The organism is Acinetobacter sp. YH12021 (genome assembly GCF_013420145.1).
Classification (GTDB): Bacteria; Pseudomonadota; Gammaproteobacteria; order Pseudomonadales; family Moraxellaceae; genus Acinetobacter; species Acinetobacter towneri.
Genome location: NZ_VOYT01000006.1, coordinates 42,622 through 63,153, shown reverse-complemented (window position 1 = coordinate 63,153; position 20,532 = coordinate 42,622). Strand labels below are relative to the sequence as shown.

At 42.4% G+C, this 20,532-nt stretch carries 21 protein-coding genes; 8 read left to right on the top strand and 13 right to left on the bottom strand.

The annotated features are described in order from the left end of the window. Nucleotide 1 precedes the first annotated feature (1 nt). The 6 genes from FTT91_RS07160 to FTT91_RS07135 all read right to left on the bottom strand — a co-directional run bounded on the left by FTT91_RS07160 (nt 2) and on the right by FTT91_RS07135 (nt 7,331). Entirely contained in the window at nt 2-706 is a 705-nt protein-coding gene (locus FTT91_RS07160) for a CoA transferase subunit A (protein ID WP_004971542.1), read from the bottom strand. A 99-nt stretch (nt 707-805) separates the two neighbouring features. Continuing rightward, nucleotides 806-1,708 (bottom strand): hydroxymethylglutaryl-CoA lyase, encoded by a 903-nt coding sequence (locus FTT91_RS07155; RefSeq protein WP_178318497.1) that lies wholly within the window; start codon nt 1,706-1,708, stop codon nt 806-808. Next, the gene (locus tag FTT91_RS07150; protein ID WP_180169197.1) at nt 1,705-3,699 is read right to left on the bottom strand and encodes an acetyl/propionyl/methylcrotonyl-CoA carboxylase subunit alpha; all 1,995 of its coding nucleotides are present in this window, start codon (nt 3,697-3,699) and stop codon (nt 1,705-1,707) included. Before FTT91_RS07150 ends, FTT91_RS07155 begins: the two co-directional genes overlap by 4 nt. Nucleotides 3,700-3,714: 15 nt before the next feature. Then, nucleotides 3,715-4,512: an enoyl-CoA hydratase/isomerase family protein gene (locus FTT91_RS07145; protein ID WP_180169196.1), complete on the bottom strand. Its 798-nt coding sequence runs from the start codon at nt 4,510-4,512 to the stop codon at nt 3,715-3,717. Nucleotides 4,513-4,523: 11 nt separating this feature from the next. After that, complete coding sequence (locus tag FTT91_RS07140; protein ID WP_131261348.1) at nt 4,524-6,125, bottom strand: carboxyl transferase domain-containing protein; 1,602 nt, start codon at nt 6,123-6,125, stop codon at nt 4,524-4,526. A 33-nt stretch (nt 6,126-6,158) separates the two neighbouring features. After that, on the bottom strand, nt 6,159-7,331 hold the full coding sequence (locus FTT91_RS07135) for an isovaleryl-CoA dehydrogenase (RefSeq protein WP_004971528.1): 1,173 nt from the start codon (nt 7,329-7,331) through the stop codon (nt 6,159-6,161). A gap of 148 nt (nt 7,332-7,479) precedes the next feature. On the opposite strand from FTT91_RS07135, the gene FTT91_RS07130 reads away from it, so the two are divergent. From FTT91_RS07130 to FTT91_RS07105, 6 genes are all read left to right on the top strand, one after another. Continuing rightward, complete coding sequence (locus tag FTT91_RS07130; protein ID WP_004971526.1) at nt 7,480-8,106, top strand: TetR/AcrR family transcriptional regulator; 627 nt, start codon at nt 7,480-7,482, stop codon at nt 8,104-8,106. Between the two features lie 83 nt (nt 8,107-8,189). Beyond that, nucleotides 8,190-9,878 (top strand): AMP-binding protein, encoded by a 1,689-nt coding sequence (locus FTT91_RS07125; RefSeq protein WP_180169195.1) that lies wholly within the window; start codon nt 8,190-8,192, stop codon nt 9,876-9,878. Nucleotides 9,879-10,069: 191 nt separating this feature from the next. Then, entirely contained in the window at nt 10,070-11,062 is a 993-nt protein-coding gene (gene bioB, locus FTT91_RS07120; RefSeq protein WP_180169194.1) for a biotin synthase BioB, read from the top strand. Between the two features lie 60 nt (nt 11,063-11,122). Continuing rightward, a complete protein-coding gene (locus tag FTT91_RS07115; RefSeq protein WP_180169193.1) occupies nt 11,123-11,809 on the top strand; it encodes a class I SAM-dependent methyltransferase in 687 nt (228 codons plus the stop codon). Between the two features lie 81 nt (nt 11,810-11,890). Beyond that, nucleotides 11,891-12,688, top strand: coding sequence for a thioesterase family protein (locus FTT91_RS07110; RefSeq protein WP_180169192.1), 798 nt, complete (start codon nt 11,891-11,893; stop codon nt 12,686-12,688). A gap of 104 nt (nt 12,689-12,792) precedes the next feature. Further along, the gene (locus FTT91_RS07105; protein WP_179996942.1) at nt 12,793-13,569 is read left to right on the top strand and encodes a Rossmann-like and DUF2520 domain-containing protein; all 777 of its coding nucleotides are present in this window, start codon (nt 12,793-12,795) and stop codon (nt 13,567-13,569) included. 70 nt (nt 13,570-13,639) lie between these two features. On the opposite strand, the gene trmB is transcribed toward FTT91_RS07105, so the two are convergent. Next, on the bottom strand, nt 13,640-14,356 hold the full coding sequence (gene trmB, locus FTT91_RS07100; protein ID WP_180169191.1) for a tRNA (guanosine(46)-N7)-methyltransferase TrmB: 717 nt from the start codon (nt 14,354-14,356) through the stop codon (nt 13,640-13,642). 185 nt (nt 14,357-14,541) lie between these two features. Continuing rightward, nucleotides 14,542-15,993 (bottom strand): SulP family inorganic anion transporter, encoded by a 1,452-nt coding sequence (locus FTT91_RS07095; protein WP_131261344.1) that lies wholly within the window; start codon nt 15,991-15,993, stop codon nt 14,542-14,544. A 218-nt stretch (nt 15,994-16,211) separates the two neighbouring features. Between FTT91_RS07095 and FTT91_RS07090 the strand changes: the two genes are divergently transcribed. Further along, nucleotides 16,212-16,823 carry a glutathione binding-like protein gene (locus FTT91_RS07090; RefSeq protein WP_096902535.1) on the top strand — a complete coding sequence of 204 codons (612 nt, stop codon included), beginning with the start codon at nt 16,212-16,214 and terminating at the stop codon, nt 16,821-16,823. Between the two features lie 99 nt (nt 16,824-16,922). Here FTT91_RS07090 and FTT91_RS07085 read toward each other — a convergent pair whose 3' ends face one another. The 5 genes from FTT91_RS07085 to FTT91_RS07065 all read right to left on the bottom strand — a co-directional run bounded on the left by FTT91_RS07085 (nt 16,923) and on the right by FTT91_RS07065 (nt 19,785). Beyond that, nucleotides 16,923-17,705 (bottom strand): thiazole synthase, encoded by a 783-nt coding sequence (locus tag FTT91_RS07085; RefSeq protein ID WP_004971502.1) that lies wholly within the window; start codon nt 17,703-17,705, stop codon nt 16,923-16,925. Between the two features lie 13 nt (nt 17,706-17,718). After that, nucleotides 17,719-17,916: a sulfur carrier protein ThiS gene (gene thiS, locus FTT91_RS07080; RefSeq protein ID WP_104851805.1), complete on the bottom strand. Its 198-nt coding sequence runs from the start codon at nt 17,914-17,916 to the stop codon at nt 17,719-17,721. A 42-nt stretch (nt 17,917-17,958) separates the two neighbouring features. Next, nucleotides 17,959-18,324, bottom strand: coding sequence for a DUF423 domain-containing protein (locus FTT91_RS07075; RefSeq protein ID WP_180169190.1), 366 nt, complete (start codon nt 18,322-18,324; stop codon nt 17,959-17,961). Nucleotides 18,325-18,495: 171 nt separating this feature from the next. Continuing rightward, nucleotides 18,496-19,365: an RNA polymerase sigma factor RpoH gene (rpoH, locus tag FTT91_RS07070; protein ID WP_004971496.1), complete on the bottom strand. Its 870-nt coding sequence runs from the start codon at nt 19,363-19,365 to the stop codon at nt 18,496-18,498. A 162-nt stretch (nt 19,366-19,527) separates the two neighbouring features. Continuing rightward, entirely contained in the window at nt 19,528-19,785 is a 258-nt protein-coding gene (locus FTT91_RS07065) for a sulfurtransferase TusA family protein (RefSeq protein ID WP_179996549.1), read from the bottom strand. Nucleotides 19,786-20,262: 477 nt separating this feature from the next. Here FTT91_RS07065 and FTT91_RS07060 point away from each other — a divergent pair, with 477 nt between their 5' ends. Further along, entirely contained in the window at nt 20,263-20,475 is a 213-nt protein-coding gene (locus FTT91_RS07060) for a cold-shock protein (RefSeq protein WP_004648643.1), read from the top strand. Nucleotides 20,476-20,532 lie beyond the last annotated feature (57 nt).

The following is a 20,532-nucleotide window of genomic DNA, read 5'->3' as shown; positions in this document are numbered from 1 at the left end:
CTTAAGCCTCCGCCTTTAAAGTCATTTGTTCAATCCGTTTTTCTGGGCTTGCATTGAGGACAATGCGGTTCACATAAATACCAGCTAAGTGGATTTCGTCGGGGTCTAAATCGCCAATTTCAACGATTTGTTCAACTTCGGCAATGGTGATTTTGCCTGCCATAGCACAAACAGGATTAAAGTTTTGTGCTGTTTTACGGAAAATAAGATTACCCGCTTTATCTGCTTTGTAGGCTTTGACCAAAGCGACATCTGCAGTCAAAGATTCTTCTAAAATATAATCTTTGCCGTTAAATTCACGGACTTCTTTGCCTTCTGCAATGACAGTGCCTACACCTGTTGGGGTGAAAAATGCAGGAATACCTGCACCGCCTGCGCGTAGTTTTTCTGCCAGTGTGCCTTGCGGGGTGAGTTCAACTTCCAATTCACCGCTTAAAAACTGGCGTTCAAATTCTTTATTTTCGCCGACATAAGATGAAATCATTTTTTTGATTTGTTTGGTTTCAAGCAATAAGCCTAAACCAAAACCATCGACGCCAGCGTTATTAGAAATACAAGTCAGCTGTTTCACACCTGTATCTTTTAACGCAGCAATCAAGGCTTCAGGAATACCGCATAAACCAAAACCACCCACCGCCAAGGTATGCCCATCTTGAACCACGCCATTTAATGCAGCTTGTGCGCTGTCATATACTTTATTGGACATTTGTCACCTCTTTATTCTCTGCACGGCATTCACTTGCCATGTTGTGTTGTTGTCATCCTTGTCGCTTATGTTCCAAAGTTATTGAGGATGAAATGGGTTTTAAGCACAAACCTTTTGCCAGTAGGCATTGGCATAGTGAGATGGATTATTGCGCTGTAAGACATTGCTGATGTTACGACTAGCTGTCATCAGCGGTTCTAACCGCACACCTGTTTCAAAACCCATCTTGGACAGTAAATAGTACAAGTCTTCGGTAGACACATTGCCCGATGCACCTTTGGCATACGGACAGCCACCCAAACCAGCAATGGATGAATCAAATACACGAATGCCTTGTAAGAGCGATTGATAAATATTGGCAATCGCCATGCCGTAAGTATTGTGAAAATGACCTGCTAAAACTTTGGCATCGACCTCTGCCAAACATGCATCCCAGACTTTTTGCACACGGTCAGGGGTTGCTGTACCAATGGTTTCACCCAAAGACACTTCATAGCAGCCCATGTCCAATAATTGCTGTGTGACTTTTGCGACTTGTTTCGGGTCAATTGCGCCTTCATAAGGACAGTCCACCATACAAGATACATAACCACGCACGCGAATGTTGTGCGCTTTGGCTTGACGCATGACATCGCTAAATTTTTCCAAACTTTCTTCAATTGAACAGTTGATATTTTTTCGGGTAAAGCTTTCAGAAGCGGCGGTAAACACGGCAACTTCTTTGCAACCCACCGCCAAAGCCGACTCAAAACCTTTTGAGTTTGGGGTCAGTAAACTGAATTGAATGTTTGGGTTTTGTGGCAGGCTGGCAAACAGCACATCGCTGTCTGCCATTTGCGGTACCCATTTGGCCGATACGCAAGAACCGACCTCAATGCTGCTTAAACCTGTTTGCATTAAATCCAAAATCAGGTTTTTACGGTCTGCCAAAGTGAGTGGCGTTTTCTCATTTTGCAGACCATCTCGTGGGCCAACCTCTACAATTTTGACAAATTCAGTCATGCAACTTCCTCCGTCAAGGCTTCAAATTCAACCAGTTCATCGCCTGCTTTGACCTGATCGCCCGCTTGGAAGTACGAACTTGCCACAATGCCATCGAAAGGCGCACGAATTGAATATTCAATTTTCATGGCTTCCAGTGTCATCAGTACATCATCTTTTTTCACACGGGCATTGGCTGCCACCAAAACTTGGGTGATTACACCCGGCATTGGTGCAGTCAGATTGTTGGCATTGTCTTGTTGATCATCGCTGTTAAAGTTTGCTTGTACATAGCTAAACACATGACGCTGACCGTTTTGGAACAGGGTGATGCCTTGCGCATGTTGGTTAAATGCTATTTTTTGTTGCTGACCATTGATACAAACCTGTAGACGATGTGCATCCAAAAGCTCGCCTTGAACGCTCAGCGTTTGCCCATTGTAGTGAGCCTCAAAACCAGAAGTGCATGGTTTTAACTGGATTTTGAGTGTTTGGTCATTGCACTGTAATTGCACTGTGTGGGCGCTTTGCTGATTTAAGCGCCAGAAGTGGTCTTTTTGCCAAACCGCGTTGTTTGCCGCTTTGTTGTTTTGAATACGAGAAAGTACATCAATTAACGCAGCTGCAACGACAGTTTCTGTAGCGACTTCAGGTTTTGCGTTAAGTAAAAATGCTTCCTCACGTTGAATAAGCCCTGTATCCAAATTGGCATGTTTAAAGGAATCACACAGCACCAAACGATCCAAGAATGCAATGTTGTTGCCTAAACCATCGACGTGGAACTGACCTAAAGCATGGTGCATTTGCGTTAATGCTGCTTCACGGTTTTTACCCCAAACAATCAGTTTGGCAATCATTGGGTCGTAGTAGGTGCTGATTTCATCACCTTCGACAATCCCGCTATCGACACGTACGGCATCATTTTGCTCTGGATAATGCAGATAGCTGATTTGACCAATGGCAGGAATAAAGCCTTTTTCTGGTTCTTCGGCATACACACGCGCTTCAAGGGCATGACCATGAATTTGCAATTCATGTTGCTGTTTTGGCAATGGCTCACCAAAAGCAACTCGCAATTGCCACTCAACCAAGTCTTGCCCTGTAATCATTTCTGTGACGGGGTGTTCGACCTGCAAGCGGGTATTCATTTCCATGAAATAAGCAGTACCGTCTTGCTCGACAATAAACTCTACCGTACCTGCGCCCACGTAATTTACAGCACGTGCGGCATCAATTGCGGCTTGGCGCATAGTTTCGAGTTTATCTTCTGGCATTTTTGGTGCAGGCGCTTCTTCAAGCACTTTTTGGTGGCGACGTTGTACCGAGCAATCACGTTCAAACAAATGCACGTAGTTGCCGTGAGTATCGCCAAAAACCTGTACTTCAATATGACGTGGTTGAATCACATAGCGTTCAATCAGCACATCTTCATTACCAAAGCTAGAACGTGCTTCACTTTTACATGAAGCGAGTGAGCTGAGAAAGTCTTCACTGCGTTCTACTAAACGCATGCCTTTACCGCCACCGCCTGCACTGGCTTTAATGAGCACAGGATAACCAATGCTGTCGGCTTGTTGCTTTAAAAATGCCGCATCTTGATTGCTGCCGTGGTAGCCCGGAGTTAGTGGCACACCTGCTTTTTCCATCAAGGCTTTAGAGGTTGCTTTTAGACCCATCGCCAAAATGGCTTCAACTGGCGGGCCAATAAAAACAATATTGTTGTCTTTACAGGCAAGTGCGAATTGGTCATTTTCAGATAAGAAACCATAACCTGGGTGAATCGCTTGTGCACCTGTGCTTTTGGCTGCCTGAATAATACGTTCAACTTGCAAATAACTTTGTGCCGCAGGCGATTCACCAATATAAATGGCTTCGTCTGCCAGTTTAACGTGTTGTGATTGCGCATCGGCATCTGAATACACCGCGACAGTCGCAATCCCAAGTTTTTTTGTGGTACGAATTACACGGCAGGCAATTTCACCACGGTTGGCAATTAAAATCTTTTCAAACATCGTGCGATCCTTCTTTTATTCTGCCGTGGTCTTGATCCAAGCCGGGCTTTGTTTATTTAAAAAAGCATTTAAGCCATTTTTCGCCTCAATTCCTTGGCGAACATGTGCAATATGCTGTGCAGTTTGTTGGAGTAAATCTTCGGTCAAAACTTGATGATTAACCATCTGAATCAGTTGTTTAGAAGCATGTTGCGCTTCTGGGCCACCAAGCAATAAGGCTTGCACAATTTCATCAATTTTGCTGTCTAAGTCTTCGGCTGAAGTGACTTCATGCGCTAAACCAATTTGCTGTGCCTGTTCTGCAGAAATACGCTCTGCCGTTAAAAAGTAACGTGATGCCTGACGTGCGCCAATCGCACGAATGACGTAAGGGCTAATGGTAGATGGTGCTAAACCTAAACGTACTTCAGAGGTCGCAAACTTGGCATCGGTGCTGGCAACGCAAATATCACAGGCAGCTGCCAAACCCATACCACCACCAAAGGCAATACCATGCACACGGGCAATAGTCGGTTGTTTTAACGTCGCTAAACTTTGCAGCATTTTTGCCAGTTTTAGGGCATCGGCTTGATTTTCTGCTGTAGAAGCTTGACCTGCCTGTTTCATCCAGTTCAAATCTGCACCTGCAGAAAAGCTTTTGCCGCGTCCTGCCAAAATCACCACTCGAATATCATCACGGCTATTCAGTGCCTGAAAGCAGGCGTGTAATTCTTCAATCACCTCTGTATTGAAAGCGTTATGCAATTCCGCACGATTAATCCAAACCGTAGCCACTTGGTTGTTCTGTTCGAGCTGTAAAAACTGATAATCCATTTTGTCACCTCTTACATGCGGAACACGCCAAATTTGGTCGGTTGGATGGGTGCATTGAGGGCAGCGGCTAAACTTAATGCCAAAACTTCACGCGACTGTGCTGGATCAATCACACCATCATCCCATAAGCGTGCAGACGCATAATATGGATGACCCTGACGTTCGTATTGTTCACGAATTGGCTGTTTGAACTGATCTTCTTCTTCTGCAGACCAGCTACCACCTTTGGCTTCAATCTGATCACGCTTTAAGGTAGACAATACGCTCGATGCTTGTTCGCCACCCATCACTGAAATACGTGAGTTTGGCCATGTCCACATAAAACGTGGTGAATAAGCACGACCACACATCCCGTAGTTACCTGCACCAAAAGAACCGCCAATCACCAAAGTCAGTTTAGGCACATTGGCTGTGGCAACCGCCATCACCAGTTTGGCACCATTTTTGGCAATGCCTTCATTTTCATATTGGCGTCCAACCATGAAGCCTGTGATATTTTGAATAAATAACAGGGGAATGTTGCGTTGGGTGCATAGTTCAATAAAGTGTGCGCCTTTTTGTGCCGACTCGGAAAATAAAATACCGTTGTTGGCAATAATCCCGACAGGCATACCATATAGTTTGGCAAAACCTGTAATTAATGTGGTGCCAAAGCGCGCTTTAAATTCATCAAAACGTGAACCATCGACAATACGGGCAATCACTTCACGTACATCAAACGGTTTACGCGCGTCAGTCGGAACAATGCCATACAGTTCAGAGGCATCGAATAATGGTGCTTCTATATGCTCAGGCTGCGGGTTTGGCTTTTTATTTAAATTGGCAACGATGTTGCGGGCAATTGCCAAGGCATGTTCATCATTTTCTGCCAAATGATCGGCTACACCTGAAAGGCGAGTGTGTACATCGCCACCACCCAAGTCTTCGCTGCTAACCACTTCACCTGTTGCGGCTTTAACCAGCGGTGGGCCGCCCAAGAAAATTGTCCCCTGATTACGCACAATGATGGTTTCATCTGACATGGCAGGGACATACGCACCGCCTGCGGTACAACTTCCCATCACAACGGCAATTTGGGCAATGCCCATGCTCGACATACGCGCTTGGTTATAGAAAATGCGTCCGAAATGATCACGGTCTGGAAAGACTTCATCTTGTAGCGGCAAATATGCACCGCCAGAATCGACCAAATAAATACAAGTCAGGTGATTCTGTTCGGCAATTTCCTGTGCGCGTAAATGCTTTTTCACAGTCAGTGGATAGTACGTTCCACCTTTTACTGTGGCATCGTTGGCAATGATCATGCAGGTCACGCCATTCACTTGACCGACACCCGCCACTACACCCGCAGCAGGGACATCATCCTGATAGACCTGATAAGCGGCCAACTGACCAATTTCAATAAATGCAGTACCCGGATCGATCAGGTGGTCAATCCGTTCACGTGGCAGTAATTTGCCACGGTCTAAATGTTTTTGGCGTGCAGTTTCGCCACCACCCAAAGCAATTTTTTGGACTTTTTCTCTGAGGTCATCGACTAGGCTTTGCATCGCAGCTTGGTTGTTTTTAAACTCGTCGCTGCGAATATTAATTTTGCTCTGTAATTGATTCATGCCAACATCCTTGTCTATTCTTGTGATTTATTTTTAGGCAGTTTCGTTAAACAATTCACGGCCAATCAACATACGGCGAATTTCTGAAGTACCCGCACCAATTTCATAGAGTTTGGCATCACGCCATAAACGTCCTGCAGAGAACTCATTGATATAGCCATTACCGCCCAAGGTTTGAATGGTTTCACCTGCCATCCATGTGGCTTTTTCGGCAGCGTATAAAATGGCACTGGCTGCATCTTTACGTAAACTACGGCTGTGTTCAGCTTTGTCACATTCTGCGCCAACGGCATAGACCAGTGCTTTACATGCCAACCAAGTCGAATACATATCGGCAATTTTGCCTTGCATAAGCTGGAATTCACCCAATGCCTGACCAAACTGTTTACGCTCATGAATATAAGGAATCACGGTATCCATGCAGGCATCCATAATGCCTAGCGGCCCTGCACTTAAAACTGCACGTTCATAGTCCAGTCCACTCATTAGTACTTTTGTACCATTGCCCACACCGCCCAAGACGTTTTCTTTTGGTACTTCAACATTGTCAAAGAACAATGGATAGGTATTTGAGCCGCGCATCCCGAGTTTGTCTAAATGGCTGCCGTGGCTAAAACCTGACATGGTTTTTTCAATTAAGAAAGCAGTCATACCTTTGGCGCCTGCCTGTAAGTCAGTTTTGGCATACACCACCAAAACATCGGCATCACCGCCATTGGTAATCCACATTTTTGAGCCGTTGAGCAAGTAATGATCGCCTTTATCTTCAGCTTTCAGTTTCATGCTAACCACGTCTGAGCCTGCATTTGGTTCAGACATTGCCAAAGCGCCGACGTAATCGCCTGAAATCAGTTTTGGTAAATAGCGTTGCTTCTGTTCTTCTGTCCCATTTCGCTTAATTTGGTTCACACATAGGTTAGAATGAGCACCGTAAGACAAACCAATGGATGCTGATGCACGAGAAATTTCTTGCATGGCAATGATGTGAGCTAAATAGCCTAAGTTAGTGCCGCCGTATTCTTCACTCACGGTTAAGCCAAGTAAGCCCATATCGCCAAATTTTTTCCAAAGCTGGGCAGGGAATTCGTTATCACGATCAACCTGTTGAGCAATGGGTGCAATTTCCTTTGCACAAAAAGCAGCGATTGAATCGCGCAGGGCGATTAAGGTTTCATCTAAGCCGAAGTCTAAGCTTTGTAAAATCATGTGTTCATCCATCCTGTGGTTATATTTGTTGTTCCTAAAACAAGCATTGTTGTTGTGCTTAGGTTCTAACATACATCGAAAATTTAAAAAAGTGAACTAAAATTCACAAAATGATTTACAATTCATTTTATCTGGTTGAGAATAAGATATGAGTTATAAAAGATCATCATTGATGCAGGAACGTATGGAACAAAATCGCATGGCGATTTTAGATTCTGCTCGTGAACTTATTGCTCATGGGGGCTTTAAAGAAGCGTCTATCCAAGCCATTGCAGAACGCGCAGGCGTATCTACAGGTTTGGTGTATCGCTACTTTGAAAATAAAAGTCAGATTTTGATTGAAGTTTTATCGGATGCGATTCGTCGTGAGGTCGAAATTTTGGACCACATTGCGAAGTCAGATTTAAGTGCAAAACAAAAATTGCAAAAATCTGTCACCACTTTTGTGAAGCGTGCGATGAACAGCCCTCAATTGGCGTATTCGTTAATGTTCGAGCCTGTAGACCCAGAAATGGAACATGAGCGTTTTCGCAGTAAACAACTGATCAAACAGAGCATCAAGGAAATTTTGGCTGAAGGAAAAGTCAATGGTGAGTTTGATTTTGAAGATTTGAACACTGCTGCTTTAGGTGTGGTTGGCTCCATGACCTTTGTAGTGATTGAACCTTTAAACCCGTCTCGCAATGTGATGTTTGATCAAAATTATAAAGATTACTTTGTCAAACAAATTGCCGACTTTTGTGTAAATGCAGTGCGAAAACAGCAGGGAGGGTAGTAAAAACAACGCACAAAACAGGCAAAAAGTAATCGTCGTCATAATGGAAAACAGAATTACAAAGAATCAAGGAGATCGATTCAATGACACAAGTACGGTTAAGTTATGCCTATGGCACCAGTAATCAGCCTTTGTTAGGCATGACCATTGGTGAAAAGTTTGATCAGGCTTGCCAGCAATATGCAGATCAGGATGCTTTGGTAAGCGTGCATCAAAATGTGCGTCTGACCTATAAGCAACTACAGCAACAGGTCAATGCCTTTGCCTGTAGTTTGTTAAAACTCGGTTTTAAAAAAGGTGACCGCCTTGCCATTTGGTCTCCGAATTGTGTGGAATGGACGATCACTCAATTCGCAGCCTTTAAGGCAGGGGTGATTTTGGTGAATTTAAACCCAGCCTATAAAAGCAATGAACTGGAATTTGTGCTCAACAAAGTTTCCTGTAAAGGTTTGGTAATTGCATCGCAGTTTAAAAGTACCAACTATCCGGACATCTTAACGAAAATTGCCCCAGAGCTGTGTCAGGCAGACAATAAAGTCCTCAACGCCAAGCGTTTACCGCATTTAAAGCATGTGATTAAAATTGATGATCAAGCACATACAGGAATGCATCGTTTTCAGGATTTATTGACAGCTCCAACCACACACATGCTGAAAAAACTGCAACACATTGCCAGTGAGTTGCAGTTCGATGAAACCATTAACATTCAATTTACCTCAGGCACGACGGGCAATCCGAAAGGCACTATGCTGACCCACAACAACATTTTAAATAATGGTTACTTTGTAGGAGAAGCAATTCATTTAAGTCCACAAGACCGTGTTTGTATTTCCGTACCGCTGTTTCACTGCTTTGGTATGGTGATGGGCAATTTAGCGTGTATCACACATGGTTCAACCATGGTCTATCCATCGGCAGTGTTTAACCCGCTCGATACCTTAAAAGCTATTCAGCAAGAAAAATGTACAGCTGCTTACGGCGTACCGACCATGTTTATTGCCATTTTAGAGCATGAACAGTTTGATGAATTTAATTTATCTAGCTTGCGCACAGGCATTATGGCAGGCAGTCCGTGTCCGCAGGAAATTATGCAACGCGTCATCGACCGTATGCACATGGCGCAAATCACCATTTGTTATGGCATGACCGAAACAGCGCCTGTGAGCGCACAAAGTTCGACTGAAGATTCGGTGGAACGTCGAGTCAGTACGGTGGGGCGTGTACATCCACATCTGGAAGTAAAAATTGTCGATGAAGAAGGCAAAGTCGTGCCGCGCGGACAGTTAGGAGAATTGTGTGTGCGTGGTTATTCAGTCATGCTGGGTTACTGGGATGAACATGACAAAACCCAAGAAGTCATTGATGTTGCACGTTGGATGCACACAGGCGACATTGCAGAAATGGATGATGAAGGCTTTGTAAAAATCAAAGGTCGCATTAAAGATGTGGTGATTCGTGGCGGTGAAAACCTGTTCCCGAAAGAAATTGAAGATTTCTTATATACTCACGATGCGGTCTGCGATGTGCAAGTAATTGGCGTGCCAGATCATCGTTATGGTGAAGAACTATGTGCCTGTATTATTTTGCATGAACACCATGAATGTACCGAAGAGGCAATTCGCCAATACTGTGCAGAACACATTTCACACAATAAAGTCCCACGTTATGTGCGCTTCTTTAGTGAATTTCCAATGACCGCTTCAGGCAAGGCACAGAAATTTAAATTACGTGAATTTATGCGTGAAGAATTAAATTTAAAGGAAATTGCTTAAGGCATTATTTCAGCTATTTACTGCTGCAAGATCGACCTTTTAATTTTGTCAGCACACACCCTTTATTTCTCACGCAGAGATAAAGGGATACTCTATACAGGAATAATCACACTAAAAATATATCGCATGCTCGGCTTAATAAAAGATGGCACAAGTTTAAGCATGATGCGTGATAATCAAGGATGAAAATAATGACCGTACGCAATGATTGGACTCGAGAAGAAATTCAGCAGTTATATGAACAGCCTTTTCTGGATTTAGTCTTTGAAGCACAGCGTGTGCATCGCCAACATTTTGCTGCCAATGCCGTACAAGTCAGTACCTTATTGTCTATTAAAACAGGCAAATGCCCTGAAGACTGTAAATATTGCTCGCAGTCTGCGCATTATGATTCACAGCTTGAAGCTGAAAAACGTATTGCAGTGGATAAAGTCATTCAGGAAGCCAAAGAAGCTTTAGCATCAGGTTCTTCACGTTTTTGTATGGGCGCTGCTTGGCGTAATCCGCATGAACGCGATATGCCCTATGTTCTGGAAATGGTGCGTGAAGTCAAAGCTCTGGGCTTAGAAACTTGCATGACTTTAGGGATGTTAAACCAATCGCAGGCAGAACGCTTAAAAGATGCAGGCTTAGATTATTACAACCATAACCTAGACACATCGCGTGAGTATTATCCTAATGTGATTAGTACCCGCTGTTTTGATGATCGCTTAAACACTTTGGATATTGTGCGTCAAACAGGTATGAAAGTATGTAGTGGCGGTATTGTCGGTTTAGGTGAAGATACCCAAGACCGTATTGGTTTATTACATGAATTAGCGACTTTACCGTTACATCCTGAATCTGTGCCGATCAATATGTTAGTTCCGATTGAAGGTACACCATTGGCTGAAGTAGAAAAACTGGATGTGATTGAGTGGATTCGTACCACTGCAGTTGCACGTATTATCATGCCAAACAGCTATATTCGTTTATCTGCAGGGCGTGAATCATTATCTGATTCAGATCAGGCGTTGGCATTTATGGCAGGTGCGAACTCGTTATTCTCAGGTGAAAAGCTTTTGACCACACCAAACGCAGGCGAAGGCAAAGACAAACAATTGTTCCAAAAATTAGGCTTAGTGCCTGAACGTGCCAAGCCAACCGTTTCGGAATTGTCGGTAGATGCAATGGCTGTGGCTTAAGCAGATCTTGAAAAAGACTCAGATATTTAATGTCAGTAAATTAAAGAAGAATCATGTGATATGGCAAAAGATTTTCACAGTGCAACTGTGGTTGCAGGCTATGACAGTCATATTCGGAAACTCATTCCCGGATATGAATTGGTACATCAACACATCAATGCAATTTTAAGTAGTCATTTGCCCGAAACAGCACAAGTTTTAGTGGTGGGGTGTGGCACAGGCTATGAGTTGCAGTATTTACTGCAGCAACATCCACAGTGGCAATTTACGGCCATCGACCCATCTTTAAGCATGTTACAGCAGGCAGAAAAAAACATTCAGTCTGTGGCAGGGCATGAGCGAGTACGTTTTATACAGGCAGATACCCACCAATTTGCCCAACAAGCGCAGGTTGAAAATTTGCAGTTTGATGCGGCATTGGCGATTTTGGTGGCACATTTTGTGCCAGTCGCAGAAAAAACATTATTTTTTCAAGATATTTACCAAACATTAAAACCTACAGCGATTTTATTAAGCTATGATCTGATGCAGCAGACTGAAAATATAGAACTGCGCTGGATGCAGAATTTGGCTTTGGATTGTGGTTTAACTACGACTCAAGCGGAAAAAATGCTTGCACGACTGGCCGATGATTTTCATTTAATTATGGCAGATGCGCAGGCAGCATTGCTTACTCAAGTGGGTTTTCGTCAGTGTAAAACATATTGTCAACTTATGAATTATTATGGTTTTTTTGCGCAGAAATAGTTGATCAATAACATCATTCAATCAGCAGTATTTGTAGTAAAAGTATTCGCACAAAAAAGTTAGATCAGGGAAAGAGAGAAAATGTCAGCATATTACACTTTACTCAAACGTGAACAACATGCCGATGGTGGCTGTACTGCGTACTATCGTTGCAACATTCATGCACAAGGCGCGTGGAATCCGCATGAACAACACATGGCACCTGCAACGGGTATTTTGTGTGCAGAACTTGAGCAATTTATGCCGCGTGATGATATGCGAATTGGTCGGGTCGGTTTAGATATTTTTGGCTTAATTGCCTTTGGTGAATTTAGTATCACCACCCGTATGATTCGACCGGGTAAAACCATTGAGCTGATTGAAGCGGAAATGTGTGCTGAAGGAAAAACCTGTATTGTGGCGCGTGCATGGAAAATGAAAACCTCAGATACACGCGCAATTGCAGGATTGGAAGATTTACCGATAGAAAACCCTGAATATTTGCCCGATTGGGATGGCATGCGTTGTTGGCCGGGCGGCTATATTCAAAGCATTGAAACCCGTGCGCATTTAGATCGTCGTGCAGGTAAGGGCATCGTTTGGTTAAGAAACCAATTGGATATGGTTGAAAATCAAAGCACATCTAGTTTTGTGCGTTTATTGGGGATGGTGGATACCGCCAATGGCGTAGTGCCACGTTTAGACCCGAATGCGGGTTGGGGTTTTCCAAATTTAGATTTGCAAATGCATTTACACCGTTTACCGCAAGGCGAATGGCTAGGCTTGGAAGTAACACAACAATATGGTGAAGATGGTATTGGCTTAACGAGTGCAGTTTTGCATGATACTCAAGGGCCATTTGGACGTAGTGAGCAGATTTTAACTTTGCGTCAATTCTAAATCTATTCGATATCAAACAAAAAACATCAGGACGAATTGCTTCGTCCTTTTTTTATTGGCATGCTGTGTGCAGATTATTTCATCTTATTTTATCTGAAAATATTATGCGAATTAGTTTGATTGGTGCAGGGCGCGTTGCACATCATTTGGCTCATGTTTTAAACGCACAGCATCAAATTGTGCAAATTTATAGCCGTAGTCTGGACAAGGCGCAGCATTTGGCTGCGCAGGTTGGCGCAGAAGCGATTGCTGAAGTAGAAAAACTTCATTCAGATCTAGATTTAGTGATTATTGCAGTGAGTGATCAGGGCATTGCACAGGTGATTCAGGAAGTTCATCGTGATTTAAATCATGTGTTGATTGTGCATACCTCAGGCAGTACTAAATTAGATGTATTGCAACAGCATCATGTACGTTCAGGGGTATTTTATCCCTTGCAAACCTTTAGTTTAGAGCGTGAAATTGATTGGTCAGAAACGCCTTTATTTATAGAAGCTGCATTTGCTGAAGATCAGCAGCTTTTAATGACTTTGGCAAATAGCCTAAGCAAAAGGGTTTATGCCTATACTTCAGCACAGCGTTTGAGTTTGCATTTGGCTGCGGTATTTGCCTGTAATTTTAGTAATTATTGTTATGACATGGCTAAGCAAGTGGTCGATGCTCAGCAAGTAGATTTTAGTTTGCTGTATCCTCTTATTTTGGAAACTGCGCATAAAGCAACCCAAAATGATCCGCGTCAAATGCAAACAGGGCCTGCCATGCGGGGCGATCACAATATTTTAAAAATGCATCAGGACTTATTGGCAGTAGGGCAGCAACATGAACTTGCCAAAGTTTATGCGATGATGAGCCAACAGATTTTAAAGCGGCATCAATCTTAGCCATTTGATGAGATAAAACGAGTTCACATAAAAAATGCTTCCCAGTGGAAGCATTCTTTTCTAGCAGAAATTAGTTAATTTTCTTGAAGATAAAATCATTAATCTTATAACCTGCTTCAATTCCGCGACGTTCAAACTTAGTTTGTGGACGCCATTCAGGACGAGGGTAGCTATTGCCTTTGCCCGCCAAGTTTTCTAAACGTGGACGGTTGTCTAATACATCTAGCATCCATTCTGCATATGGTTCCCAGTCGGTTGCTGCATGGAACGTACCGCCTAACACTAATTTTTGCTCTACCAACTCCATGCGTTCATGAGCAACAAAACGGCGTTTGAAGTGACGTTTTTTCTGCCATGGGTCTGGGAAATATAACTGTACCGTATCAATGCTATTGTCTGGCATTTCACGTAGCACTTGAATTGCATCGGCATCTAAGACACGTAAGTTGCTTAAACCTGCTGTACCTGCTTCATAAACGCACTGTGCAATCCCTGGAATATGGACTTCAATCCCGACAAAGTTACGTTCAGGGTTAGCTTGCGCCATAAGTACCAAAGAACGACCCATCCCGAAACCAATTTCTACAGTGAGCGGGCGTTCAGGGTGTTCAAAATGCTGACGTAAATCACCAACAGGATATTCCAAAATTAAGTCGCCGTATTGTTCCAAGGCGCTACGTTGTGACGTATTCAATGGTGAAGAACGGCGCATGAACGTTACAATTTCACGATGCTCGTTGAGGTTGTCCAGCTCGACAACGTGCTGGTCTAATTGATCGTTCGACATAATTTTGGCAAATCTAATAAATTCGAATGCGGTATTTTAAGTCCTGAGCCATTGAAGTCAAATTTTTTCGCTGTTTTTCGCAGCGCCGTGCAAGATTGCGATACATCTGCATCTTTTGAGCATAAAAAATGCCGAATCATTAAGATTCAGCATTTAACATCATCAACGGTATTTTAATACAATAATTACGAATGGGTACTGTATTGATCAATTAAGGTATGACTGGCCTCATTCAATCCAATAATATGCACTTTAATTTGTTGGGCTTTAAATTTGTTCACCACGCTATTCAGCATATTTACAGAGGTAATATCCCAAATATGTGCATGCGTTAAGTCGATGGTGACATTGCTAATATCTTCTGAAAAATCAAAAAACTGATAAAACTTTTCTGAACTGCTAAAGAAAATTTGCCCTGAAATCACATATTGGCGGGTATGTTCGCCTAATAAAAATGAGCTGACTTTAACTTCACTTTCCAGTTTATTCACCAAAAATAAAGCAGAAAGCAGTACGCCAACAAAAACACCCAAAGCAAGGTTATGGGTAGCTAACACCACAATCACCACAGCTAACATGACTATATTGCTTTGTTTCGGATGCTTTTTAAAATTACGGATGGAATCCCAGTTAAAAGTCGTGAATGACACCATAATCATAATCGCAACCAAGGCTGCTATAGGAATATATGCCAACCAATCTTTGAGAAAAACCACCAAGCACAGCAAAAATACGCCTGCTGTAAGTGTAGATAGCCGTGTACGCGCCCCAGAACTGACGTTGATAATAGATTGCCCAATCATGGCACAGCCTGCCATACCGCCCATAAAGCCACTCACAATATTGGCATAACCCTGACCACGACATTCCTGATGCCGATCTGCTTCTGTGCCTGTGGCTTCATTGACAATCGTAGTGGTCATCATGGTTTCGAGTAAACCGACTGTGGCTAAGGTCATGGCATAAGGAAAAATAATAAATAAAGTTTCAAAATTCAGTGGAATGTCAGGCACTAGAAAAATAGGCAGCGTGTCGGGAAATTGTCCCAAATCGCTTACGGTACGCATATCTGCACCAAGTAATAAAGCAACCACACTCAGCACAATAATGCAGACCAAAGGCGAGGGAATGCTTTTACCAATTTTAGGAATGTATGGAAACAGATAGACTACCGCTAAACCTAATCCTACAAATAAATAGCCTAAGCCATCCATTTTCGATAATTCAGGCAGTTGCGCCACAAAAATTAAAATCGCCAAGGCATTTACAAAGCCATAAACTACCGATTGCGAAACAAAACGCATCAGTTTGGCAACTTTAAAATAGCCTGCTATAACCTGAATCAGCCCTGTGAGTACTGTTGCAGCCAATAAATATTGCAAACCATGTTCTTTGACGAGGGTAATCATCAGTAATGCCATAGCGCCTGTCGCGGCAGAAATCATGGCAGTACGCCCACCAAAAAAAGCAATCGTGACCGCAATACAGAACGATGCATATAAGCCGACTTGCGGATCGACGCCTGCTATAGCCGAAAAGGCAATTGATTCAGGAATTAATGCCAAACCTACCACTAAACCTGCCAAAACATCGGTGCGGATATTGGAAAACCATTCTTCTTTTTTCAGGCTAATCACAATCTCAATTTCATGAAACTTTAAAGGGCTGTATGTTAAAACATCTAGAGATAAAAAAGCAGGCAAAACAGACTTGAAAAAGCCTGTCTTTTGCAGGATAGTCAAAGCGTAAGGGCTTTTTAAGACATTTTCGCTTTTTTGCAATTTATAGGTTCAATCACTTGCAAGTTTGTGACAAGCGATTTACAACAGAGATAGTTATATAACAAGGATCAAATATGAAGCTTTATTATTCACCTGGCGCATGCTCTTTGGCAGCACATATTATTTTAAATGAAGTGAATGTCGATTTTGATATTGAGCGTGTAGATTTAAAAACCCATAAAACAGAAAAGGGTGCCGATTATTATGAAATTAACCCTAAAGGTTATGTACCTGCTTTAGAAATTAACCCAGGTTTAATTTTGACGGAAAACGTAGCGCTATTGCCATTTTTAGCGCAGCAAGACCCTAAACAGGATTTAATTCCGCCATCTGGTTTAGGTCGTGCTAAAGTTTTGGAATGGTTGGGTTATTTAAACTCTGAATTACATGACGCTTACGCAGTATTTTTTGGCGCGCCTTTAGATGCAGAAGCCAAAGAAAAAGCCTATGCAGAAATTGATCGTTTGTTGACTTATATTGATCAAGCGATTGCATCATCAGACCATGAATATTTGGTGGATGATAACTTTGGTCCAGCCGATGCGTATTTGTTTGTTATCACTAATTGGTCAAACTATATTGAGCATGATTTAACTCCGTATAGCCATGTGGTTGAAATCCGTAATAAAGTTGCTGCGCGTCAGTCGGTACAAATTGCTATGCGTGATGAAGGCTTGATTCCTTAATCGGCTTTTACTTGCCAGAATCAGATAATAAAAAAGACGTTGAGTTAACACTTAACGTCTTTTTATTTGAGTTGTCGGACTTGGAAAAGACCCTAATGATTATTTAAAGAAATAACCCGTTTCAGGTGAGCTGGCATTCGCCATACGCTTACGTGGCATACGTCCTGCCAAATAAGCTTCACGTCCTGCTTCTACTGCTTTACGCATCGCAGATGCCATTAGCACTGGGTTTTGTGCTGCTGCAATTGCAGTATTCATCAGCACACCATCGCAACCTAATTCCATTGCAATCGCAGCATCACTGGCAGTACCCACACCTGCATCTACCAATACAGGTACTTTGGCATTTTCTTTAATAATCGAAATGGTATGCGGGTTAAGAATACCTAAGCCTGAACCAATTAAACTACCTAATGGCATAATTGCCACGCAGCCCATACTTTCCAATTCTTGCGCCACAATCGGGTCATCGGAAGTGTAGACCATGATCTCAAAACCATCGTCAATTAGCGTGCGTGCAGCTTTTAAAGTTTCGGTGATATTTGGGTAAAGGGTTTTTTCATCGCCCAAAACTTCCAGTTTGACAAGGTTGTGACCATCTAGCAATTCACGCGCCAGCATGCAGGTGCGCACGGCACTGTTGGCATCAAAACAGCCTGCGGTATTTGGCAAAATGGTGTATTTTTCTGGTGGAATTACGGAAAGTAAGTTTGGCTGATCTGGATGTTGCCCAATGTTTACACGACGAATGGCAACCGTGACAATTTCTGCGCCACTGGCTTGAATCGCCAAATCTGTTTCGGTTAAATCTTTATATTTGCCCGTACCCACCAATAAACGTGAATTAAAGGTACGTGAACCAATTTTAAAGGTATCTTGCATGGGTGCTCCGAGTTTAGCCGCCACCAACGGCATGAATAATTTCAATGCGGTCTTGATCGCAAATAGGGGTTTCGGCAAGTTTACTTTTGGCAATAATTTTTTCGTTTTGCTCCACAGCAAAACGTTTGCCTTCTAAATCTAATGCCTGAATCAGTTGTAACAGGGTCGTGTGAGAGGTCTGTTGTGTTTCGCCATTCAGATAAATTTGCATGACCGTGAATCCATCTTCAAAATTACAAAATACAATTGAGCTTTATTTAGCATATTTCATGGCTTGCCATGCTAAGGTCAGCCAGCCCGCAATCATGAGCACACCACCAATTGGGGTAATCATGCCCAAGCCGCGTACAATGTCAAATGCCATGATATAAAGTGAACCGCAGAAAAATAAAATACCCAGTTGGATTAGAATAAAACTGGCTTTAATGGGAAGTTGTGGAATCACTTTAGCTAAGATGCCTAATGCCAAAAGTCCAAGAGCATGATAGAAAAAATAATCTGTTGCAGTTTGCCACCAATCCAATTGAACCTCAGTTGCACGGGCTTTTAAACCATGTGCACCAAATGCACCAAGTAATACCGCAACCGCTAAATTCAAGGCAGAAATTGCAATCCACATACGCAAATTGACCTATTTAATTTTGCGCTTAACCTTAGCACATTTTTAAGCTTGGGAAAATCTGAGAATTGCCTGCCCGTATGTGGGTTGTACAAATCCAAGACAATAAAAAAGGGCAGTTTGCCCAATTTTATTTTTCGATGTGTTTGTATTCATCTTGAGAGTGTCAGTTTAGTTTGATGACATTGCCACTTTAATTTTTTCCATGGCATTTTTTTCGAGCTGACGAATACGTTCTGCTGAAACATTATATTCTGCTGCCAATTCATGCAGGGTCGATTTATCATCATCTAACCAGCGACGCTGCAAAATATTACGTGAACGATCATCCAACTGCTCCATGGCTTCATGTAGGGCAGAAGTGCTTTGTTCTTCGTAGTCTTCGTTTTCGACCAAACGTGCAGGGTCGTAACGGTTATCTTCCAAATACAATGCAGGTGCAACATAAGTTGAACCTTCATCGTCATCATCGCCCTGTGCTTCAAAAGCTGCGTCATAAGCCGTTAAACGACCTTCCATTTCCAAGACTTGTTCTGCAGTCACATTTAAGTCATTGGCAATAGATTGTGCTTCTTCAAGCGTCAGTTTCTTGCTAGATTTTTTGAGGCTTCGCAAATTAAAGAACAATTTACGCTGTGCTTTGGTGGTGGCAATTTTAACAATACGCCAGTTACGAATAACATATTCGTGAATTTCAGCTTTAATCCAATGCACGGCAAATGACACCAAACGCACGCCCATATTCGGGTCAAAGCGTTTCACGGCTTTCATTAAGCCCAAGTTGCCTTCCTGAATTAAATCGCCCTGCGGTAAACCATAGCCCGCATAACTTCGTGCAATATGCACCACAAAACGTAAATGCGACATGACCAACATTTTGGCCGCGTCTAAATCTTGATCGTAATAATAACGCTCGGCTAACTCTTTTTCTTGTTCAGCCGTTAAAATAGGAATTTGGTTAACAGTACTAATATAAGCCCCGAGGTTTACCCCTGGTGCAGATAATGACAGGGGCATCAACTGATTGCTGCTGTCACTCATGAGATCTCCTTATAGGATTGGGTAGGTAAAATAACCGATGTCTTTATCTTAATGCCAATATTCTACTTAAATAAGTAAAATTGGTGTAGATATGTAAATCTTTATAGCAATAAGCGGCGAATATTAAGTCATTAAAACAAATGAACAATCAAATAGATGCACTTATTGCGATGATTTTGGCTTGGCAACATCAATCACATAATGAAACTCTGTTGCCGAAATCTGGCTTGCTTCACAGCTGTATTGATGTAACTGACAATAACGCGCCACATCTTGCTGGCTGTGCGGATCAGATGACTTCAATAAAAACCGTGCAGAATCTGAATGTTTAAGGGCACGTTTCAGCATCAATAAAGGCATAGGACAAGGTTGTCCCATGGCATCAATCACTATGATAGGTTGTTCAGCGTCACACAGCATTGAAGTAAAAATTCGCCTTAAAAAACAGAATGATCATATTAGCAAATTCGCTCACAAATCCCAAATAAATTTCATCTGAAGCATCCAGACTATTCATTGCGCGGCTTACTGCGCATAAGGGCAAGAGAATTGGCTTATTTTGCGAGATATTTGCAATAAAATTTATAGATCAAAATTGTGCTAAGTCACTTAACAGAAATAAAAATTTTCTATTTGTTCAACTCGTTTCAAACTGAACAAGATAAATCAAAAAAAATCTATTAATTGTCATAAAGCCGTGTTAAGCTCGATGCGTATTTAGGATTTTAGATAGACAATCGTTGTTTGTCGCCCTATTACAAATGGATGTAACCGGGATTTTGTTAATAGTTATACAGAATGATTACAAGCTTAGAAATAAAAATATTTTTAAACTTTGTTTGCTCTGCTGTTTGCAACACCGGGTGGTCCTTCTTTTTAATCAATGAGGATTAACTTATGACAGCTCGTGAACAAGGCGTAGTTAAATGGTTCAACGACACTAAAGGCTTTGGCTTTATCCAACGCAATGGCGGCGACGATGTATTCGTTCACTTCCGTGCGATCCAAGGTGACGGCCACCGTTCACTTCGTGACGGCCAACGTGTTGAATTCAGCGTAGTAAAAGGCCAAAAAGGCTTCCAAGCTGAAGAAGTACAGCCATTAGACTAATCATTCGATTATTCTAAAAAAACGCTCCAATCCTGATTGGGGCGTTTTTTATTTGTA